Annotated in this window: 19 protein-coding genes; all 19 read right to left on the minus strand. The window is 38.5% G+C overall.

Annotated features, from left to right (window positions below; translation table 11 throughout):
• Positions 1-60: 60 nt before the first annotated feature.
• The gene (locus tag QM524_RS20975; RefSeq protein ID WP_166551966.1) at positions 61-252 is read right to left on the minus strand and encodes a cold-shock protein; all 192 of its coding nucleotides are present in this window, start codon (positions 250-252) and stop codon (positions 61-63) included.
• Positions 253-323: 71 nt separating this feature from the next.
• Positions 324-1,973 (minus strand): glycoside hydrolase family 28 protein, encoded by a 1,650-nt coding sequence (locus QM524_RS20980; RefSeq protein ID WP_283346072.1) that lies wholly within the window; start codon positions 1,971-1,973, stop codon positions 324-326.
• Positions 1,974-2,280: 307 nt separating this feature from the next.
• Entirely contained in the window at positions 2,281-3,801 is a 1,521-nt protein-coding gene (locus tag QM524_RS20985) for a SulP family inorganic anion transporter (RefSeq protein ID WP_283346073.1), read from the minus strand.
• Positions 3,802-4,308: 507 nt separating this feature from the next.
• Complete coding sequence (locus QM524_RS20990; RefSeq protein WP_283346074.1) at positions 4,309-4,737, minus strand: MarR family winged helix-turn-helix transcriptional regulator; 429 nt, start codon at positions 4,735-4,737, stop codon at positions 4,309-4,311.
• A 1-nt stretch (position 4,738) separates the two neighbouring features.
• On the minus strand, positions 4,739-5,218 hold the full coding sequence (locus tag QM524_RS20995; protein ID WP_283346075.1) for a glutathione peroxidase: 480 nt from the start codon (positions 5,216-5,218) through the stop codon (positions 4,739-4,741).
• 162 nt (positions 5,219-5,380) lie between these two features.
• Positions 5,381-5,680 (minus strand): AtuA-related protein, encoded by a 300-nt coding sequence (locus QM524_RS21000; RefSeq protein ID WP_283346076.1) that lies wholly within the window; start codon positions 5,678-5,680, stop codon positions 5,381-5,383.
• The gene (locus tag QM524_RS21005; protein ID WP_283346077.1) at positions 5,677-7,023 is read right to left on the minus strand and encodes an acyclic terpene utilization AtuA family protein; all 1,347 of its coding nucleotides are present in this window, start codon (positions 7,021-7,023) and stop codon (positions 5,677-5,679) included. Before QM524_RS21005 ends, QM524_RS21000 begins: the two co-directional genes overlap by 4 nt.
• A 3-nt stretch (positions 7,024-7,026) precedes the next feature.
• Complete coding sequence (locus QM524_RS21010) at positions 7,027-8,322, minus strand: CitMHS family transporter (RefSeq protein ID WP_283346078.1); 1,296 nt, start codon at positions 8,320-8,322, stop codon at positions 7,027-7,029.
• Positions 8,323-8,339: 17 nt separating this feature from the next.
• Entirely contained in the window at positions 8,340-9,368 is a 1,029-nt protein-coding gene (locus QM524_RS21015; protein WP_283346079.1) for an alpha/beta hydrolase, read from the minus strand.
• Between the two features lie 593 nt (positions 9,369-9,961).
• Positions 9,962-11,299, minus strand: coding sequence for a DUF3237 family protein (locus QM524_RS21020; protein WP_283346080.1), 1,338 nt, complete (start codon positions 11,297-11,299; stop codon positions 9,962-9,964).
• A gap of 16 nt (positions 11,300-11,315) precedes the next feature.
• A complete protein-coding gene (locus tag QM524_RS21025) occupies positions 11,316-12,083 on the minus strand; it encodes a 3-hydroxyacyl-CoA dehydrogenase (RefSeq protein ID WP_283346081.1) in 768 nt (255 codons plus the stop codon).
• A gap of 256 nt (positions 12,084-12,339) precedes the next feature.
• Positions 12,340-14,139 carry a feruloyl-CoA synthase gene (locus QM524_RS21030; protein ID WP_283346082.1) on the minus strand — a complete coding sequence of 600 codons (1,800 nt, stop codon included), beginning with the start codon at positions 14,137-14,139 and terminating at the stop codon, positions 12,340-12,342.
• A 95-nt stretch (positions 14,140-14,234) separates the two neighbouring features.
• The gene (locus QM524_RS21035; protein ID WP_283346083.1) at positions 14,235-15,020 is read right to left on the minus strand and encodes a crotonase/enoyl-CoA hydratase family protein; all 786 of its coding nucleotides are present in this window, start codon (positions 15,018-15,020) and stop codon (positions 14,235-14,237) included.
• A gap of 191 nt (positions 15,021-15,211) precedes the next feature.
• Positions 15,212-16,504, minus strand: coding sequence for an MFS transporter (locus QM524_RS21040; protein WP_283346084.1), 1,293 nt, complete (start codon positions 16,502-16,504; stop codon positions 15,212-15,214).
• A gap of 87 nt (positions 16,505-16,591) precedes the next feature.
• A complete protein-coding gene (locus QM524_RS21045; RefSeq protein ID WP_205690921.1) occupies positions 16,592-17,464 on the minus strand; it encodes an amidohydrolase family protein in 873 nt (290 codons plus the stop codon).
• A 16-nt stretch (positions 17,465-17,480) separates the two neighbouring features.
• The gene (locus QM524_RS21050) at positions 17,481-18,602 is read right to left on the minus strand and encodes an alpha/beta hydrolase family protein (RefSeq protein ID WP_283346085.1); all 1,122 of its coding nucleotides are present in this window, start codon (positions 18,600-18,602) and stop codon (positions 17,481-17,483) included.
• Positions 18,603-18,650: 48 nt separating this feature from the next.
• Complete coding sequence (locus QM524_RS21055; RefSeq protein WP_283346086.1) at positions 18,651-19,757, minus strand: 5-methyltetrahydropteroyltriglutamate--homocysteine S-methyltransferase; 1,107 nt, start codon at positions 19,755-19,757, stop codon at positions 18,651-18,653.
• A gap of 164 nt (positions 19,758-19,921) precedes the next feature.
• Positions 19,922-20,830, minus strand: coding sequence for a helix-turn-helix domain-containing protein (locus QM524_RS21060; RefSeq protein WP_283346087.1), 909 nt, complete (start codon positions 20,828-20,830; stop codon positions 19,922-19,924).
• 83 nt (positions 20,831-20,913) lie between these two features.
• Complete coding sequence (locus QM524_RS21065; RefSeq protein ID WP_283346088.1) at positions 20,914-21,804, minus strand: helix-turn-helix domain-containing protein; 891 nt, start codon at positions 21,802-21,804, stop codon at positions 20,914-20,916.
• Between the last annotated feature and the right edge of the window lie 175 nt (positions 21,805-21,979).

Here is a 21,979-nt window from a genome sequence, read left to right on the forward strand (position 1 = left end):
AAAAAAAAAGCACACCTCGAAAGGCGTGCTTAAAAGAAATGATCAGTTATATCTTATATATTAAGCCAACTTTACATTAACGGCATTTAATCCTCTTTTACCTTGAGCTACGTCAAAAACAACTTTGTCATCTTGACGAACTGAATCTACTAATCCTGAAATGTGGACAAAGATATCCTCTCCACCATTTTCTGGAGAAATGAAGCCAAAACCTTTTGACTCATTGAAAAATTTTACTGTTCCTGTTTGCATTTGTTTTAATTTTTGACAAATAACGGAACAATTGTTGAGTATTCCTAATGTCTTGGATAAAAATTGCCGAATTAAGGCATTATCGAAAGAACAGACTCTACAGCACCGTCTTTCCATTCTACTTTTTGGTTAGCTTGCTCCAATTTTGTTTTTGAAACAGCAATGTTTTTGGTACGCTCACCACTAATTGTAAAGAATCTTTTGGCACCTTTGTTTACCTCAATATTCTCGAAAGTTACTTTCTGACTATTTTCTATTGAAATAACTGGTTCAGTTTTTTCAGAAAGTAATGCTACGTTTTTACAAGTGATTCCACTAGCATCTATCAGTATAGCTCCCTCTTCTGCTTGCAAAGTCGCGTTTTCGATAGCAATATTTTGAATAGGCATTTCTGGTAATCCACGCACAAAGATGCCCTTTTTAGCTCCATGACAAACAATATTCTCAAATTTCATATTTCTGAAAATAGGAGTTCCTTCATTGACAATCGGACGTTCATCTCTTGGAGAATCTGTGGCGAACTTTACAAAATAGTACATATCAAAGAAAATAGCTTCCTGAGCAATATCTTTCATATAAATATTTTTAGCATAAATATTTTCAACAACTCCCCCACGACCGCGAACAGACTTGAAACGTAGCCCTTTGTCGGTACCCATAAACGTACAGTCATACACAAAGAGGTTGCGAGCGCCACCACTCATTTCGCTTCCGATTACAAAACCTCCGTGACCATTATATACAACGTTGTTACGGATAATCCCATTTTCGGTAGGCATACCACGTTTACGACCTTCTTCATCTTTTCCTGATTTAATACAAATCGCGTCATCACCTACGTCCAACGTACAACCTTCAATTAGGAAGTTTTTACAAGATTCGATATCCATTCCATCTCCGTTTTGAGCATATTCAGGATTTTTGACTACGACATTTCTAATCGTCAAATTTTCAGTCATCAAGGGGTGTAAGCACCAAGCTGGCGAGTTTTGAAAAGTAACACCATCTATTAAAACCTTTTTACATTGTGTCAAAACCAACAAATTAGGACGAAGAAAATCTTTCATATCGGCAAAATCGGCAGGTTTTTTACCATCTGTGAGTAGCATACTTTTGCCTTCAACACTAGCCTTCAAAAATTGTTCGCTTGGATACCAGGCCTTGCCGTCGGCTCTAACAACACCCCCCGAAGCTACTTTCTCTTTCCATTGCCCTTCTGTCAATTGAGCTTTATTAACGGCACGCCACACATCTCCGTTTCCGTCGATAATGCCTTTGCCTGTGATAGCAATATTTTCAACGCCTGTTGCCGAAATTGGAGATTGGTTACGAGCAGCTTTTTTACCTTCATAAGAACCCTCTACGAGCGCATATTGGCTTTTATCACCTGTAAAAAGTACGATAGCTGATTTTTGAACATGTAAGTTAACATTGCTTTTCAACTCAATAGGTCCTGTTAGCCAGATGCCCTTGGGAACCAATACAACGCCACCACCTTTTTTGCTTATCGTATTTATAGCGTTATTGATGGTCTCGGTATTGAGTGTAACACCGTCTGGTTTAGCACCTAATTTCTGAATATTGAGGGTATCTTTTTTGAAACTTGGTTGAGTAATTTTCGGCAAATTATCCCAACTATAAGATGGAGTTTTTTGCGCTAAACTGGTAAGAGGAGTAGCTACAACTAAGGCTGCAGCCCAACGAAGAAAATGAGTTTTCATAAACCGTCTAAATGATTAAATGTCATAGTTCAATCTTGGTTTTATACAGAATATCTATCCAAGAAAGTCCCTAAATGAAAAGGGTTTAAAGGCAATTGAGCTAAAATCATTGCTTTTCACTTCGAAATTGGACTTCAATATTGAACTTAACAAATAAAAAACTGTCTTTTTTAGTGCAATCGTTACCGGCAACGTTGCCAGTTTTATCGATTTTCAAAGAAGGCTTTTCAATTAAATACAGAAGTCCAAGAAGAGGAAGATTCTTTCTTCTTGGACCTCTGCGACTGTTTACGTTGGTAATTTATACTTATTCCATAACGGGATAGGTAGGGTCATCAATGATATTCACATCAATTACTTGATTGGCATTTTGAAGTAGCTTTCTACAGTCAGTACTTAAATGACGTAAACGAACCGTTTTGTTTAATTTTAAATATTTTTCTGTCAATTTATTAACGGCTTCTATGGCACTCATATCGGCAATACGGCTTTCTTTAAAGTCTATGATCACCTCTTGCGGGTCATTTTGAATATCAAACTTTTCCATAAATGCTGTAGTTGAACCGAAGAATAGTGGTCCGTAAATTTCATAATATTTAACTCCATTTTCATCCATAAACTTTCGTGCACGGATGCGTTTGGCGCTTTCCCAAGCAAAGACTAATGCTGAAATAATCACGCCTATAAGTACTGCTAATGCCAAATTGTGAAGCCAAATAGTAATCAATGCGACTAAAACTCCTACAACAATATCCGCTTTAGGCATTTTGTTGATAATTTTCAAACTCATCCATTCAAACGTACCCATCGCCACCATCATCATTACACCTGTTAAGGCTGCCATAGGCAATGCTTCAATGATTGGAGAGGCAAAAAGAATTATTGACAGAATCGTAAAAGCCGCCACGATACCCGAAAGTCTGGCACGTGCGCCAGCTGAAATATTTACTAACGTTTGAGCAATCATCGGACAGCCCCCCATGCCAAAAAAAAAGCCGTTGAGGATATTAGCGGCGCCTTGAGCTAGAGACTCTCGATTTCCGTCTCCCCTAGTTTCAGTGATTTCATCGACCACGTTGAGCGTAAGAAGTCCCTCTGTTAGACCTACGCCACCCATTACCAAACCATAAGGGAATATAATTTGTAATGTCTCAAAAGTAAGTGGCACTTGTGGAATATGAAAAGGTGGTAAACCACCACTTACCGATGCAATATCTTTTACGGTTTTAGTATCTATTTTAAAGAAAAATACAATAAAGCCAACAACTATTATTGCGACTAGCGAAGATGGAACAGCTTTGGTAATTCGAGGAAAGCCCATCACAATGATTATAGTAAGAGCTACTAATCCTAACATTGTATAGAGATTTGAACCTGACAACCATACCAAATGTCCATCAACCACAGTTTTGAATTGTTCCAACTGAGCCATAAAAATAATGACAGCCAAGCCATTCACAAATCCATACATAACGGGTTGTGGAACCAGTCTAATAAATTTCCCCAAACGAAATACACCTACTAATAATTGAAAAATTCCGCCAAGGATAATAGCAGCGAAAACATAATCGAGTCCATGAGAATTCATCAGAGCGATGAGTACAACCACAGTTGCCCCTGCTCCTCCTGAAATAAGGCCTGGCCTACCTCCAAAAATAGAAGTTACAAGACCCATAATGAAGGCACCATATAAACCAACCAAAGGTGGAAGCTTTGCCAAGATAGCAAAAGAAAGAGATTCTGGAATCATGGTCATCGCAACCGTCAATCCTGCCAGAATTTCTGTTTTATAGTCTACCTTTTGTTTAAAATTGAATAACTGAATCATTGCTAGAGAATAGTCTATCATCAGCCAAAGGGCGATGATGTTTTAATGAGTGTACTAGAAAAATGTACCTTAATAACGAAACAAATCAAGGAAGGAAAATTGGGTCAAGAAATGACTCAAGGTGGAGTAAGAAGGTTATCGTATGTAATCATTTTATCAATCATAATGTAAAAGTACAAACAAGCTCATTAAATCAGTCAGTGCTATTTGAATAATACAATTTATTCATGAGAAAATTTTTGAGAATCTATCTCGTCGAAGGGATTCAGATTTTTGTCCTCGTTGGAGATACCCCGACAAATGCTTAGACACATTTTGGAATGAGAATCGAGGAAATTTTAACCCTCCATTTCGGGTACAGTTTTCAAATATTATTTTCAGAAGAAATATCCTTCAAATATAGGTGTATTCTTCTATACCGATTTTCAAAATACCATTTAAGTAAAATAAATAACTTAATGGTACAAAAATAGCCGATTCTTGAGAGAATCGGCTGTAGGTATTTTGTTAATCCTGTATGAGCTTATATAATAAGGTATGTAGTTGAATGGCTTCATCTCTGGTTAAAGATATTTGTTGCATTAACCTAGAAGGTACTTGTTCAGCTTGTGTCTTGAGTTTTTCACCTGTTTCAGTCAAGGAGATACAGATACTACGCTCGTCTTGTTTAGATCGTGTTCTGGTCAACAAGCCTAATTCTTCCATCCGCTTCAGTAAAGGAGTTAATGTATTAGACTGCAAAAATAATTTTTGAGCAATGTCTGAAAGACTCAAATTATTTTTTTCCCATAGAACCAACATAACCAAGTATTGAGGGTAAGTAAGATTCAATTCTTGGAGAATTGGTTGATAGCACTGTGTTGTAAGTCGAGAAGCTGTATATAATGGAAAGCAAAGCTGTCTTTCGAGCTTCAATACTTCTGATTCTTCTGACATATTACAAAGCCTTACGAATATCGTCCTCAATCGCTTCAGGTTTGGTAACTGGGGCATAACGCTTAATTACCTTACCATTTTTATCAACTAAGAATTTAGTAAAGTTCCATTTAATACTGCTCCCTAGCAATCCTCCTTTTTTACTTTTTAGATATTTAAAAACAGGATGGGTACCGTCTCCGTTTACATCGCATTTTGCCATTAACTGAAAAGTAACACCATGATTCATTTGGCAAACTTGCTCGATGGTATCATTAGTTTCTGGCTCTTGTCCCGCAAATTGATTACATGGGAATCCCAAAACTACCAAACCTTGGTCTTTGTATTTTTGATGTAAATGTTCTAATCCTTCAAATTGTGGCGTAAGTCCACACTTAGTTGCGGTATTGACTATTAGTACAGCCTTACCTGCAAACTCCGACATTGAGACTTCTTTGCCAGCAGGTGTCTTAGCTGACAAGTCATAAAATTTCTGCTCCATTATTTTGATTTTTTACAATTATATCGTGTACGATGTAAATGTAAGATAGATTTTTTCATTTTACAAAAAAAACCATCAAATCTTACTAGAATAGTAGATTTGATGGTTTTAAGAAAGGATTCGGATTTAAGTGGAGTATTTAGAAAACTACTGTATATGTAATTAGACTTCCATTTCAAGAAGTGCATAGCTCAACGTTTTACCATGGGTATCTATCGCCAAAGAGGTGGTAACTCCACCCAATAATGCTTGTTGACAAACAAATAGTAATGCTGAAATATTGGGTAATTCATATCGAATAATCTCTCCTTCTACGATACCTTGTAAATGTTCTTGTACTTTCTGAGCTGTAATTTGACTGCAAAGTAGCTCATAATCAGACTCTTTGAAAGGAATCAGTGATAGCGTAAGAGTATTTCCTTTGTCACCTGCTCTGCTGTGGGCTATTTCGTAAAGTTTCATGCGCTTAAAATGTCTACGTCTGCTTTTAATAAATTTCTGTCAATCAGAATAGAAACGATGCCTATTACTTCATTCACATTTTTTCGAACACCCCCACCTGCCGCAGGACCATTGGTATAAAGCGCTTCAACTTCTTCTCCAATCAATGAGGCTTCGTCGGCGGTTGAGGCTTTTCCTGATACTCTCAATCTTACTTCGGGTAAATAGGACTCCTCTACTTTCATTTTAGTACTAAACTCTTCTCGAAAAATAGCATTTAAGCCAATGTAATCTATTCTAAATGCTTCGAATTGAGGCTTTAATCTTTGGGATAAAATCTCCCCCGCCAATTTGGCACGTCCAACTGCGTTGAATCCAGCATAAGAAATTTCACCTTCGCCAAGATAAAATGCTTTATAGCCAACACTTGCTTTGTAAGTTGATGGTCTAGTTTTTCCCGTACCGCCTGTTACCCAAACTTGGTTTTCGCCAATTTCTTCTAATTTGACTGTTGTAAAATCAGCAATTACATCGGGAGTATAATATTCATGCGGGTTGATGACCTCGTACAAAAGCTGTTCTTTGGCAGTTTGCAGCGTAATTTTACCTCCAGTGCCCTTTACTTTACTAATAATAGCAGAACCATCGGCATAAATATCGGCAAAAGGGTGTCCCAAAGTTGCCAGTCCTTCTATTGGTTTCATGATGGGTTCAGCAAAATACCCTCCAGTAATATGTCCCGCACATTCGAGCAGGTGTCCAATCACTGTACCTTTTCCCAACAAATCAAAATCATCTATTTGCCAGTCAAATTCATGAATCATGGGTGCTAAAAACAATGAAGGATCAGACACCCTTCCTGTGACAATAATTTGCGCATCAGCGGTTAAAGCCTCCAAAATTCCTTCAACACCCATATAGGCATTGATAGAAATTACTTCATAACCATTCAGCTCTTGTCCATTTTCCAAAACGGTAAAATTATTTGAGCTATTTTTTACCCATTGTGTTGCATCATCACCCGTCACGGCTGCAACCTTGATGGATAAATTCAATTCTTTGGCTATCTCAATGACTTTGTGGGCGGCAGCTAGTGGATTTGCCGCTCCCATATTAGTAATGAGTTTTATTTGATTTTTGACTAATAATGGCAATAATGATTTGATTCGCTTCTCTAAAAGCGGGTCGTAACCTTTAGAAGCGTCTTGTAATTTTCTTTTTTGAGCTAAGGCTATCGTTCTTTCGGCTAGACATTCTAGCACAAGATAATCCAATTCGCCTTGATCAGCTAATACAAGCGCTGGCTCAATCCGATCACCAGAAAAACCTGCTCCGCATCCTATTCTTATTTTATCTTTTTTCATTTGCTAAATATGTATCGAACCTGTCAATAAAGCCATAATCGTCATCACGAGGGTAGTACCCCAAGCCCATTTGAAGGTAAACTTTTGATGTTCTCCCAAATCTACTTCTGTTAAACCAATCAATAAAAAAGTAGATGCTGTCAAAGGACTAATCGGAAAACCAACCGTCATTTGTCCAAGCAAAGCAGCGCGCCCTATTTCTAATGAATCTAAGTGAAATTGTGTTGCAGTTTGACTCAAAATAGGCACTACACCAAAGTAATAGGCATCTGGCGTGAAGAGAATACTTGCAGGCAAACTTGTAATCGATGTAAGTAAAGGCAAAAGATTGGCATGATGCTGAGGAATCAAAGATACCAATTCGTTGGCCATAGCGTCAATCATTTTGGTACCTGTAAGAATCCCTGAAAAGATTCCCGCCACAAATATCATACTCGATACCAGAAAAATATTCATACCGTGACCACGCAATACTTTTTGTTGGTCGTTCAGTCTAGGATAGTTGATTAACAGCGCCAACATACTTGCCAGTAGAAACAACACAGGCGCAGGAATGAGCCCTTTGATGAGTATCACAATTAAACTAATCGTCAAGATAGCATTGAGGATAATGAGTTTGGGACGACGTAAATTTCTCTCATGTTCAGAAAGATTTTCTTGATGATTATAGGCAAAATCTACTACTCCCAATCGTTTTCTTTCCTTCATTCCTAGAAAATATGCCACAAATAAAACCCATGCTAGCCCTGCTAATATTGCAGGAATATTAGGGTTGAAAATATGTACTGCATCCGATTTGAGTGTAGAAATAGCTCGTGCCGAAGTGCCAGACCAAGGTACAAGATGCATCGGCCCCACACTCAACGCAACAATACAAGGCAATATTAAGCGATTGATTTTTAGCTGTTTGTAAATGGGTAAAAAAGCCGAAAGCACAATCATAAAAGTGGCGGTACCATCGCCATCTAGATGCACAATCATGGTCAATATGGCTGTTCCGAGAATAACTTTGAGCGGATCGCCTTTTACATACTTGATGATAAAAGCAACTACTGGGTCAAAAAGTCCAGCATCGAGCATCGTGGCAAAATACAGTACCGCAAAGGTTAACAATATGCCTGTTGGTGCTACTTGCTTCATGCCTGCAAGCATCATTTCTCCTAATTCCTTTGGAGAAAATCCTGCAATAATCCCTGCCAAAAGCGGTACGATTACCAAAGCAGTAATCACAGAAAGACGTTTGGTAATGATTAAAAATAAAAAAATAGCAATGGTCGAAAATCCTAATAGTGCGAGCATTTTATCGAGCGTATATGTTATTCAAAAACCAGATAATCATTAAAAAATGGAAGCAAATCATTCAAAACTCTGCCATCATTTGTCCAAATTTTGTTCACATGGTTTCCAATATACTCTTCTGCAAAATGCTCAATACCAAGGTTTTCCAATTTTTGACTAAATGCGCCGCACTGAATCGGAAAGCGCTGTGCATCGTTTCTTCCCCAATCCAATTTGATAGCTTTGAGTTTACGAAGATTATCCGCGTATTTATCTGCCATCAATACAGGAAAATTAGCATTCCATTTGTCTACCACTGCCTGATTTACTTGCAGACTGTCGCCTTGATAGGTAAAAGGCATATCACAATAAAAAGGTGGGTTAGCTGGATTTGGAGACCATGCTCGTCCTACGGCAACCAATACTTTTGGATAGTAGGATTTTCTTAATTCTTCGACTGTTTTTATTTTAGAAAGTTCCTTAAATGAGTCGCTATTAGCACCAAATTCTTTGACCATCATCAACAACCCTGGACTCATGGCGTATACCGAACTAAATACTTCTGGGTACAACATTCCGATTTTGATAGCGCCATAACCTCCCATCGAATGTCCGCCAATACCTCTGCTATTGCGGTTGGCAATGGTTCTGTATTTGCGGTCGATGTTGGTAACCAATTCTTTAGCTTCAAATTCTGACCAGTTTCCTGTCAGGGCTGAATTACTATAAAAACTGCCCTCAAAAAGGGTATATTGACTGGCAATAACCAAAATAAAAGGGCGGATTTTGGCTTGAGCTATACTCTTATCCAAAATCGCTTTCATGCCTGTTGTGATACTATCATTGCCCATGAAGCCATGTAAATAGTACACCACAGGAAATCTTTTTTGGGTGCTTTCGTAATTAGGAGGAAGATATACCGAGATTTTACGGTTAGGGTTTTCTCCACCTGTATTTTGTAAAGTTTTAGCATTAATCACAAAGCTTTCAACTTTTCCCTGAGCGCTTTGTGCATTTACATTGCTGAAAAACAGACAAGTAATGAAGAGTAAAAGAATTCTTTTCATAAATTAAAATGTGCTTTTTGGATAGATATATTTTAAAAAAGGGCTGAGCTAAGTATCAATGCTGAATTGTGAGTGGTGAATTATGAATATAAAATACTAATAATCAAAAAACTACATTCAAAACTCGTAACTCAGCACTCATACTTAGAGCATGTTTAAATTTTGAAGCTGTTTAAACTTTTCAAAAAACATATTTTATTGATTCTTCATCTTACTTTTTAACTAGGAGTTCTCGTCTTAAAACAAAAAGTAACCGCGGCGGCGGCCGCAAAAAATTCAAGAATTTATAATCGGAGTGGCGTTCCACCTCGCTTCGCTCAAACAGTATAAATTCATTGCTGACGCAAGCAATTTTAAGAAAGTTTAAACAGCTTCTTTATGAGTCACTAAAAATATTTTTTTCATTTATTTTTATGAAATCCTATTGTTTGAGCCGCAGGCGAGTTTAGGATTTCTTGACTTTCTTTTGTTACTTTTCTTGTGTCAAGACAAGAAAAGTAAGCAGTGGCGAATGGAAATTTTATTCTTTTTATAAATGCCAAATAAAATCAATTATACTCTAAACATGTACTTTGTGCCTATTTACTTTAATTCTATTTCACCGCCCAAATCTGAATCAAAACATGGTCGGGTTTACGAATACCTTTACATAAAAATAAACTATTATTTACCCATTCATATCTTCCTTTGGGTGCTTCTAGTGTCGGAATCGTTCTAAAATAATATTGTGAAGGATCTACATTCTCGCCTTTGGCAATTTTGGCTGCGATTTCAGGAGAGGCCACTCTCAATCCATTGTTTTTCACATAAATAATAACCCCATCATCTGTTTTGATTTGGTAATTAGCATCTAATTCTGCCACGCCATCGCTTCTTACGATTTGCCAATCAGCACCACCCGACAATACTTGTCCTTTGATACTTGGTCCTTCGAAGGTACCTCCTACAATTGGGATAATGCGTCGTAATCCATGTGGGGTCTGACCTACCGTGAGAGCTTCGCTTAGTAAAACTTTTATTTCACAGAAAAAAGCTAAGCCTGGCGCTGGCGGTTCGGGAGTGGTCAAACCGTGCAACTGTAGCCAATCTCCAAAGCGTTCTATCCATGTGTCAGTAGGAATATTTTTCTTACTCATACCGAATCCATGACCTCCTTTTTCGTAAATATGTAACTCAGCGGGTTGTTTGGCTTGCGTCCATTTGCTATAAATAGAAGAACTATGCAAAGTAAAACCTAGCTGGTCATCCGAAGCGGCCGCCACAAAAATTGGCGTCGGTTGAGTTGGAACTTTATTGCCTAAAATAGCTTTTTCGTAGGCATAAATAGGGGCAACAAAATTGGGTCTTTCAGCATCGTTGGCTGTATAAACTACCGACATAGTTAATGTTCCTCCTGCTGAGAATCCCATCATGCCAACTTTGCTTGGATTGATATGAAATTTCTCTGCATTCTGACGAATATACTGAATTGCCTTACGTCCATCTTGTGTTGCTAAAGGAATTACAGCCGCATTTTCTTGGTCGAGCGCCTTCATATTACTCATTTTACCCATCAACTCAGTGATAGGATTTTCTGTAAAAGAGCGTGCTACTCGGTATTTCAAGACGAATGCCGCAATACCTCTTTCATTCAACCATTTGGCTACGTCAACCCCTTCATTATCTATCGACAAAGTATGAAAAGCTCCCCCTGGCGCAACTACGATAGCTGTACCATTTGCTTTGCTTGGATTTGGTAAATAGGCTGTAATCGTTGGATCAACAATATTATAGGCAGTTCGACCACCCCAATTAGCATTGGTTAACTCTGACTCCTGCCAAGTCCAGCTTTCTGAACCTGGGGCTTTGCCTTCGTACAATCGGATAACTTCTTGTGCATGAGCTGTATATCCGAGCATTAGACCTAAGATACAGGTAACTATTTTTTTCATAGTAAAAGGTTTTGTATTATTTCATTCCCATTCTAATAGCACCATCCAAGCGGATTACCTCGCCATTGAGCATGGTGTTTTCAATGATTTGTTGTACCAATTTCGCAAATTCTTCAGGTTTTCCTAGTCTTGGAGGAAAAGGAATTTGCTGAGCCAAAGATGCTTGTGCTTCGCTAGACAAATTTGCGAGTAGAGGTGTTTCAAAAATTCCTGGAGCAATCGTCATCACTCGTATACCCATGCGAGCGAATTCACGAGCGATAGGTAGCGTCATCGCTACCACTCCACCTTTAGATGCTGAATAGGCCGCCTGTCCGACTTGCCCATCAAAGGCTGCGACCGAAGCGGTATTGATTACGATTCCTCTTTCGCCTTGTCCGTTGGGCGTATTGTGCTGCATGACATTTGCCCCCAAACGAAGTACATTGAATACCCCAACCAAATTGACTTGTATGACTTTCTGGAAAAAACCTAAATCGTGTGGACCATCTTTACCCACAACTCTTTTGGCGGGTCCAATTCCCGCACAATTGATGACGCCGTTGATTTTTCCAAAATGAGAAAGGGCTTGTTCAATCGCTTGTGACACCTGCGTTTCATCCACAATATCAGCTTTACAAAAAAGCGCAGAATCGCCTAAACTTACTTGTGCAAGTTGCCCAGCTTGTTCATTTATGTCTAATAAAATAACTTTTCCGCCTTGTGAAACAATGTTTTGTGCCGTGGCCAAGCCCAACCCAGAGGCGCCACCAGAAATGAGAAATATGTTTGATTCTATATTCATCTTAAAAAAGAAAAACCCTCAATACGTCAATACAAGGGGATTTTTAGGGAAATAAATTTGAGCAAAATGCTCGTATGAATGGTTTTTTGGATAATAATTTTATTGAAATAAACTTCTACTGACGATTGAGGGATATTGGTTGTAGCTTTCGGCTTTCAGGTATCAGCTTTCGGCAGGGGGGCTTTAGGTAAAAGCATGTCTGTCATTTTAACACTCTTTGCCTTGTGCCTGTTGCCTGTGCCCTAATACTCAAAACCTAACTATGAAATAACTGATGTACCAAATCTTGCCGATTTGTCAAAACTGCACGTTGGTTAAGCGAACCTTTGTCGGTTATCTCGCCTTTGTCAATCGATGGAGGCTCGTGGGCAATAATCACTTTGCCGATACTAGTCGAACTACCTGTGGCGTGAGCGTTAAATTCTTTCAACCAAGTATCTATAAATGTTTTTACTGACAAATGTTCATATAATTCTGATGCGCAAATAGTCGTTGTGTGTCCAGTCAACTTGTAACAGGCATCGGTATTGAGAAAAAGTATTAGACCAATATAGTCTTGGTCGAGCCCTGCAATAACCACATCTTGAATAATGGGTGATCCAGAGGAAATGATTTTGGTTTTCATCACGCCCACGTTGACCCATGTACCCGTTGAAAGTTTAAAATCTTCGGCAATTCTGCCGTCAAAAATCAATCCTTTATCAGGATTATTTTCGTCCAAAAACTTTACAGCATCACCTGTTTTATAAAAACCATCTTCATCAAAAGCTTGTACCGTTGCCTCTGGATTTCGCCAGTATCCTTTTGTCACATTGGCACCTCTATATCTAGCCTCAGACTTATCTCCCAAAGGCACTAATTTTACCTCTAGCCCTGCTACTGGCACGCCTAACAAGCCCGAAAAAGCACCTCCCCAATTCGCAAAAAGAGCCGAAGGACCTGATTCTGTACAACCTAAACCTGTTATAATAGGCACTTTTACACCGATAGTCCGAATAGCGAGTTCTTCCAACTTATTCCAAATAGGCTGTGCCAAACTAGCGCCAGCATAAAATATAATTTGAAGATTTTTGAAAAAAGTATTTCTTAATGATTCTTCCTTTTCCAAATATTGAATCAACATTTCAAAACCCTTTGGAACATTAAAATAGGCCGTAGGAGATATTTCTCGAAGATTTTTTACCGTTTCTTCAATGCCTTTACTACTAGGTTTTCCGTCGTCTATGTAGAGTGTACCGCCATTATGAAGCGCCAAACCAAAATTGTGATTACCGCCAAAAGTATGGTTCCAAGGAAGCCAATCAATAAAAACAGGAGCTTGCTCCTGCATAAAAGGAAAACTCTGTGTAATCTGTTGGAGATTAGCACACCACATTTGTTGGGTATTGATAACACCTTTGGGTAAACCCGTTGAGCCAGAGGTAAATAGTATTTTAGCAACGGTATCACCTGTCACTTTTTGGTGAGCATGCGATACTGCATCAGTAATAGTTGAGTACCGCCAAGAGGATATATTAGGAAATTTTTCACCCTGTGATACCAATATCTCAATCTCAGGAAAGGTATTTTCAATATATCGAATTGCTCTTTCAAAAACTTGTTCAGACTGTACAAAAACCAGTTTTGGTGTCATTTTTTCTAAACAATGACGAAGTTTAGAAAAGTCTTCCGACACCAAGGAATACGCAGGCGAAATTGGTGAATATGGAATACCGATATGTACTGAAGCTAACGCCAAAAGCGCATGTTCAAGGCTATTTTCGGAGAGAATAACCACTGTATCATTTTTCTCAAAACCCATATTCAACAAATGCTGTGCTATTGAACACATTTGCTGATAGGTGTCTGCATAGCTTAGTTCTTGCCAAATTCCCTCTTGGTTACGCTGGGCAATAAAAGTTTTTTCAGGTTGTTGAAGCGACCACTCCCAGAGCCTATCCGTAATAGTTTTGGGAAAAGGTTTTAATTCGCTATTTAACCGAAATAAAATACTCCCATCAGGATTGTGGGTCTTGATGGTTTGGGTGGGGCCAAAAGCTACATTCTTGAACTCCATAACTTGAAAGAGATAAAAATTTTATTCGAAAATGCACCATCCAATATAGCCACTGAACTTTAGTGCATCGCCTATTTTATAATTAGGTCTTTTACTTATTCTCCCACTTTTTTGGCTCGTCCTTCCAAAAAGTCTTTTAATCTCTGTTTGGCTTCAGGAGCACTTTGAGCAATGGCAGCCATCATACTTTCCAACAAAAGCCCTTCTGTTTGACCGCTATCTACTATTCTTGGAAGCACGTGGGTAAGAGCATAATTGGTCATTCCTGCGTTGGACGCTATTTTTTGAGCCAATTCTTTCCCTTTTTCCAAGCCTTGCCCTTCCTCAACTAGGTACTGTGCTAGTCCTATTCGCTCGCCTTCTTCGGCTTGATACACACGCCCTGTCAGCATCATATCAGTCATACGTGCCATACCGATTAATTTTGGTAATCGAACGGCAGCGCCACCACCCACAAATATTCCTCTTTGACCTTCGGGTAGGGCATAAAAAGTGCTTTTCTCAGCCACCCGAATATGACAAGCTGCTGCCAACTCTAAGCCACCACCAACTACAGCACCGTGCAAGACTGCCACTACAGGAACAGCACCATACTGTACCTTTTCAAGTACACGATGCCACATTCTTGAATGAAAAATACCTTGTACCGCATCCCGCTCCTTTAGTTCGGACAAGTCCAAACCAGCAGAAAAATGCTTGCCAATTCCATAAATAATGGCACAACGAATATGAGAAGGAATATTTTCGAAAACCGTTTCAATGCCCAAAATGAGTTCATCATTAAACGCATTGCGTTTATCTGGACGATTAAGCCCTATCCATAAAATATCACCTTCCTCTCGTATCTGTAAGGTTTCAGGGACTGATTTTGTTACCTTCATCAATTATAAGAATCTCTTGTTGTTGCTGTGATAGTTAAGATTTTTGGCTCAAGAATTACCTTATTTGATATACTTTTTAAGGGTTAGGTAATCGTTCAAAATAGTATTTAATCAGAGTTGCGTCTTAAGATGTTGTGAATTATAAATTTCCATTCGCAATTCACAATTCATCATTCAGCACTGATACTGCTTCAACTAACCTTATCAGTAGACAGATACCAAGTCATAAGTCCTGCAAGAGCAGTTGGAATCGCAAAAATCAGAAAATTGGTACTCATAGATAATCCTAATCCAATTAAAACACCACCAACGGCTGGGCCAATAATACCTCCTAGTCGACCAATACCAATTGACCAACCAACGCCTGTAGTTCGGAATTCGGTTGGGTATATACGTGCCGAAACGGCATACAAACCTACAAAGCCTCCTTGTATACCAAACCCAAGTAGTCCGAATACCAAAAGTATCCAATCTGTTCCAACAAAGACCTTGAAAATGGCCATCAAAATCGCTGTTAGCAACAATATGGTTCCTATCGTTTTTTTCAATCCATATTTACTTGAAAAATATCCTTGCGTAATGATTCCTACAAATGCCCCTAGGTTAAAAACAGTTCCAGCATAAATGGCAAGTTCAATAGATAGTCCTGCGGTAGATGCCAATTTCGGTATCCAACTGGTCAAGAAATAGAGTGTGGCAAAGGATAAAAACAAAGCTATCCATAATTGAAAAGTTGAAATTCTAAATTCTTGACTCAATAATAATTTAATTGGTACTTTCTGATGAACCTGTGGTTTTTCGGGTAATGTTGAGATGGGTTCTCTTCCCATTTTCACGAGTAAATCATTAGCTTTTTCCAAAGACCCAAGGGGCTGAGACTTCAAATAGAATTCTAAAGATTCTGCCAGAAAGAAGTAAACTACTGGTACAGAAGCTAATGTACAACATCCCGCCAATTGAAAAATCGAATGCCAACCATAAGTAGGAATAATTTTGGCCGCTACAATTCCTGATAAAACGGCACCAATCGGATATCCTGAAAGGGCAAAACTTACCCAAAAATCTTTGGTATTAGCGGGGGCATATTCAGAAGTCAATGCAGCGGTGCTTGCCAGCATACAACCAATACCTAAACCATTGATAAAACGAAAAAATATTAATTGATTAACAGATTCTGCAAAAGAGGTGATAAAAATCGTCAACCCCATCAATAAAGCACTGATAATCATCATTTTTTTACGTCCAAATTTATCCGCATAAGGTGCAATCATCAAAGCACCAACCGACATTCCCACCAACCCTGAACTGAATACCAACCCCAAAGCTTCGGCTCCGATACTCCAGGCCTTGGTAATGGCTGGTGCAGCATACGAAATCACCATCACATCCATACCATCAAGCATATTCATCAGAAAACAAACCAATATGCTGCTGTACTGCAAAGAAGTCATCTTCACAGGTTGATTCATCGTTACGTGGGACATAAATTATTGATTTAGTTAAGAATTGCGAATGAGTGAATTGTGAATTATTCCACTTTAAAAAATTCACAATTCACTCATTCGCAATTCTCAATTCTTTTGGAGCTTAAGCATCTTAATGGCATTTTCTTTCAGAATCAAAGGTTTTACTTGTTCCTTAAAACCTGCTTCGTCAAAGTCTTTAATCCATCTTTCCGGCGTAATCAGCGGGAAGTCCGTTCCGAATAACATCCTGTCTTTCAGCAAAGTATTGGCATATTGAACCAGTTGTGGCGGGAAATACTTGGGCGACCAACCACTTAAATCAATATACACATTGGGTTTGTGCATCGCTACAGACAAGGCTTCATCTTGCCAAGGCCAGCTCGGATGCGCAATAATTATCGGACAATCTGGAAAATCAATGGCTACATCATCTAAATGAATCGGATTTGAGTACTCTAACCGAAGTCCGCCACCACCACGAACACCACTCCCAAATCCAGAATGTCCTGAGTGAAAAAGCATGGGCAGTTGATACTCAGCAATGACTTCATAGAGATGATATGCCATTTTATCTTGCGGATAAAATCCCTGTACTGTCGGATGAAACTTAAAGCCTTTCACCCCATAATTTTCAATCAAATCTCTAGCTTCCCTTGCTCCCATACGCCCTTTGTGAGGGTCGATACTCGCAAAGGCAATCATGACATCATCGTTTTTTAGGGCACCTTCGGCGACTTCGATATTGGGAATTCGACGCTTGCCAACATTAAATTCAGAATCTACCGTAAACATCACAAAAGCCATATTTCTTTCACGATAATAATCCGCCGTTTCTTGAATCGTGGGGCGTTTATCGGATTTGAAATATTTAGCAAAAGCTTCATCAAACTCACTCCGATAATCATCGTGAGGTTGACAACACGATACTTCGGCATGCGTATGCACATCAATAGCAACAACTTTCTGAATATCAATCATATCTTTCTACAAGTGTTTATTTCATCCAAATATCTCCAGCAGGTTTTTGCCCCGATTTTACCCAGTTTCTTAGTTCATCAAACGCATTACCCGTTTGTTGAGCTGTAAATACACAATGCCCTTGTCCAGTGGTATATCGCACTTTGAAAAACTGGTCTTTCTGTTGATGATGCACCATATTTTCAAAATTTACCACTCCATAAGTCGGAGGAATCAATTGATCATAAACGGTATGCAGCAAGAAAACGGGTTTGTTGATATTACCAGTTCTATCATATTTTTCGAAAATAATATTCGGATTTACAGTTGCCTCCAAACGTTCAGCTTTGTGATTGACCAAGTCATTATCAGGAAATCCACTGTACACGGTGTTCATATTATCAAAAGGATTTCCACCTGATTTTTGGGCTAAATCTCTGAGCACATTTTCGTTAAAGAATAGTGAAAAAGGCAAGTCGTCCAATTTCAAATCAAAACGCTTGGCAAAAGCCATTGCCAAGACAGAGTCTTTACTCATCATTGCTTTTCGGATTGCCATGGCTTTGGCAACCATCGCGCGACCACCCTCACTTGGATTAGGCTTTTTGTTTAAATCAAAAATTTCTTTGAGTGATGGTACAATGCCAGGGAACAGCCCGTTGAAGGTCGCATACATGTCAAATTCTTTGCGACACTGTAAATAGGGTCTACTTGACAAAGGACAAAGCGGTAAACCTCCGTGATAGTTTTCGCCAAAATTTTCGATAGTAGCTACTGTAATACCACCGCCCATCGAATGCCCAACCATAAAAGTAGAGTCGGGTTTTCCGTATTGCTTAACAAAATACTGTCGTAAACTCTCGGTATCATCTACTCCTTGCGGAAGTGCAAAACCTTGGTATTGGTAATCAGACGCAGCCACAGCAAAGCCTCTTGACAAAAATGGGCTCATACGACTAATAAATTCAGGATTCTGGCTTTGAAGCGGTTTTGTACCCATAAATTCATACCCGTGTGCATACATCACTAATTTGCCTTTCCAGTTAGGAGGAAAAAGAATGCGGTATCTAGCGCCATTAAGTTGTCCAGAATCAATCTTTGCGACTTGCGCCACCAAACTGTGTGCGAGCAATAGCAAAAGAAATATTTTTTTAAACATAACCGTTTAGGATTCTTCTATTCAGAAATTGTTGAATTACGCTACGTTTTAGGCTTCTCCCCAAACTTTGATGGCAGTATTTACGACCAATTCAATCTTACGCCATTGGTCATCGTGGGTTAGGTCATTGCCGTGGTGTGTTGAAGAAAAACCGCATTGTGGACTCACACAAAGGTTTTCGAGTGGCATATATTGCGCTGCTTCGTCAATGCGTTTACACAAATCATCGATATTTTCTAGCTCTTTTACTTTTGAAGAAATAATACCCAAAACCACATGCTTGTTTTTAGGTACAAATCTTAAAGGAGCAAAATCGCCGCTTCTTTCATCATCGTATTCCAAGAAGTAGGCGTCCACATTGATTTCGTTGAAGAGAATTTCTGCTACAGGTTCGTAGCCACCTTCAGCAAACCAAGTGCTTCGGTAATTTCCACGGCAAAGGTGAATACCAACGGTCAAATCACTTGGACGATTGTCAATCACTGAGTTGATAAGAGCTGCGTAAGTGCGTGGCAACTCATTTGGGTCTTCGCCTCTTTCGGCTGCAGCAGCGCGCATTTTGGGGTCGCACAGATACGCCAAATTGGTATCGTCTAATTGTAAATAACGTAATCCCGCAGCGTACAAATGATCTATTTCTTGTTTGTAAGCTTGTGATAAATCATGAAAAAACTCATCCATATCTGGGTAAGCCTGAATGTCAATCGATTTGCGACCACCACGAAAGTGAATCATGGTTGGCGATGGAATGCTTACTTTGGGAGTTTGGGTAACGATAGATTTTAGATAATTAAAATCTGCGACTTGAATATCTTTTTGGTGTTGGAGTTTTCCTGTAACACTTAAAACAGGAGGTTTGAAGCCATCTTCCGCCACTTTAGCATTTGGATTGGCGTCCATACCTCCTGTTACTGTCACCCCCGCAAGCTCTTTCAAAAAGTCTAAATGGAAATAATCTCTGCGAAATTCGCCATCAGTAATAGCTTTCATACCTGTCGATTCAAGCTTTTTGACGGTTTCCAGAATAGCAGCATCTTCGATAGCCCGTAATTCTTCAGCTGGAAGATTGCCTAATTTCCACTTATGACGATTTGTTTTTACAGATGCAGTGCGAAGCAAACTTCCCACATGGTCAGCTCTAAAAGGAGGTTTCATAGTTAATGAGTATTAAAATTGGATTGAAGGGGTATTTTAGTATTTTTTCAAATGACGTTACCGCCTTTTGATTATTTAAAGTATTGTACTCAAGGGTGATACAAAATTGTAGCGTTTGAAAGAGAATAAATAGGCTATTTCAAAGTAATATTATGCAAAAACAATCAATTAGAATTATTTCTATATTGTTTTGGAGTTAAAAGTGTTTTTGCTTTAAAAAAACGACTAAAGTCGCTTGGGTCAACTTTTCCCAAACGAAAGGCAATTTCTCCGATACTCAAATCTGTTTGACTCAGTAAGACTTTTGCTTCCAAAATTCTCATTTCCTCTAGTAATTCATGTGCTGATTTTCCTGTAGTTATTTTAACAGATTTGTGTAAATGGTTGGGGGATACAGATAAATATTCGGCAAATTCCTGAACCGATTTTTTCTTATAAATCAAACTTGACAAAGCATCTTTGTAGCGTTGAGTCAGGTGAGTAGCAGCATTTTGAAGAGATTTTGGCTGACTTTTTTCTTGTAATTTTAATTCAGTCAGAAGGGTGGTTAAATACAAAGGTAAAAGTTCAAATCGCTCGGGTTGATTCTTTTTATATTCTTGTAAAATCAACTCAAATAGCTCAATAACTTGCTTATTTTCAATTAATTCAAACACAGGATTTCCTGTAAATTGAAAGAAGGGAAGTTCTTTAAAAACAGGAAGATTAAATCGTTTTTGTTGAAATATTTCGGGTAGAAAATGAAGATAATACCCTTCGGCATCCTCGCTGACAAACTCTATCGAAGTGATCTGGTCGGCAGGTAAGGCAAACAATGTATTCGGTCCTATTTCGTATTGCGTCAGCCCTTTACTTCGTAGCACTTTTCCTTTCGTCAAAAAAATCATAAAATATACCAATCGACGATGTGGCTGTAGAGGCAATTGCAGGTGAGTCTTATAATGTTCAACTCGCTCAATGTGGAATTGATTATAGACTTTAGATACTACAGGCTTCCATGTCCCAAACAAATATTCATCAAATTGGGAGGGATTTAATACTGGAATCTTAGCAATAGCCTGTTTTTGCGCCATTTTACAATGTTTATAAGTAAAATTTTTAGGTAAAATCAATCATTACAAATTACTTTCTCAAAGTAAAACCATATTAATGAGAATCAGAAATAGAGATTTCTACTTTTCTCCTTAAAGTCTTTCGGAGATATTCCTACCACTTTTTTAAAGAGCCTTGAAAAATAGGCTGGATCATCAAAATTGACCTGATATGCCACTTCTGCAATACTCAAATTGGTGTACAAAAGATATTTTTTAGCTTCTTCTACAAAAAAATCATGCACACACTGAATAGCAGATTTGTCTGTCACACTACGACAAACCCGATTGAGATGTACAATCGTAATTTTCTGTTCTTCAGCATATTGCGTAATACTTTTTTGAGGACTGTAGGATTCTTTAATACTTTTGACAAAGTTTCGATAAATCGATAAACTACGTTGGTTACTCACAAATTTTTGTTCATTTTGAGCGCTAGCCAATCGGAAAATTTCGATACAAATCATGCCTAAAGTAGTTTGTATCGAAAAGTTTTTTTCTAGATAGGTACTGTTTTCTTCTTCTCTAATTCTCTCTATTAGCTTTTTGATTTTCTGAAAGTTATCAGATGTTTTTTCTAATAAAAAACAAGTCATTTCTTGAAAAGACAAGCTAATCGAAGGGGCAGTTTGCAATAACCTATCCCAATAAGACGAAGATACTGTAAGCACTATCCCCGATAAACCAGCCACAAACTCGAAACCATGCAAGGTGTTTGGCGGAATGATAACCAAGGTCATTCCCTGCGTTTGCCAAGTATGATGCGCACTCATAATTTTAGCCTCGCCGTCCTCCAGACAAAATATTTGCCATAAATCGGTATGGATATGCGATTCTATTTGCCAGTTATGTAGTTGACTCCGAGCCTCCAAAGGTTCGCAATGCACAAAGTCAGGCAACCAACGTCGTTGCGCATCGCCATAAAGGCCCGAATAATTAATAATCCTATTTTTCATTCAACAAGTGCTTTAGTCATTCCTAGAGATATAACCTTTTCAAGGTAAATTATTTATATTTTTAGTTCACAAGGTAATAGCAATGTTTATTTTGTCCAAATAATACCGCATTTCGTCCAAAAATTAACCTCTAAATCTCCTCTATCTTTGCTTCATCAACGAAATTCTAGTCAGT

This window comes from Flectobacillus roseus (assembly GCF_030056595.1).
Taxonomy (GTDB): Bacteria; Bacteroidota; Bacteroidia; order Cytophagales; family Spirosomataceae; genus Flectobacillus; species Flectobacillus roseus.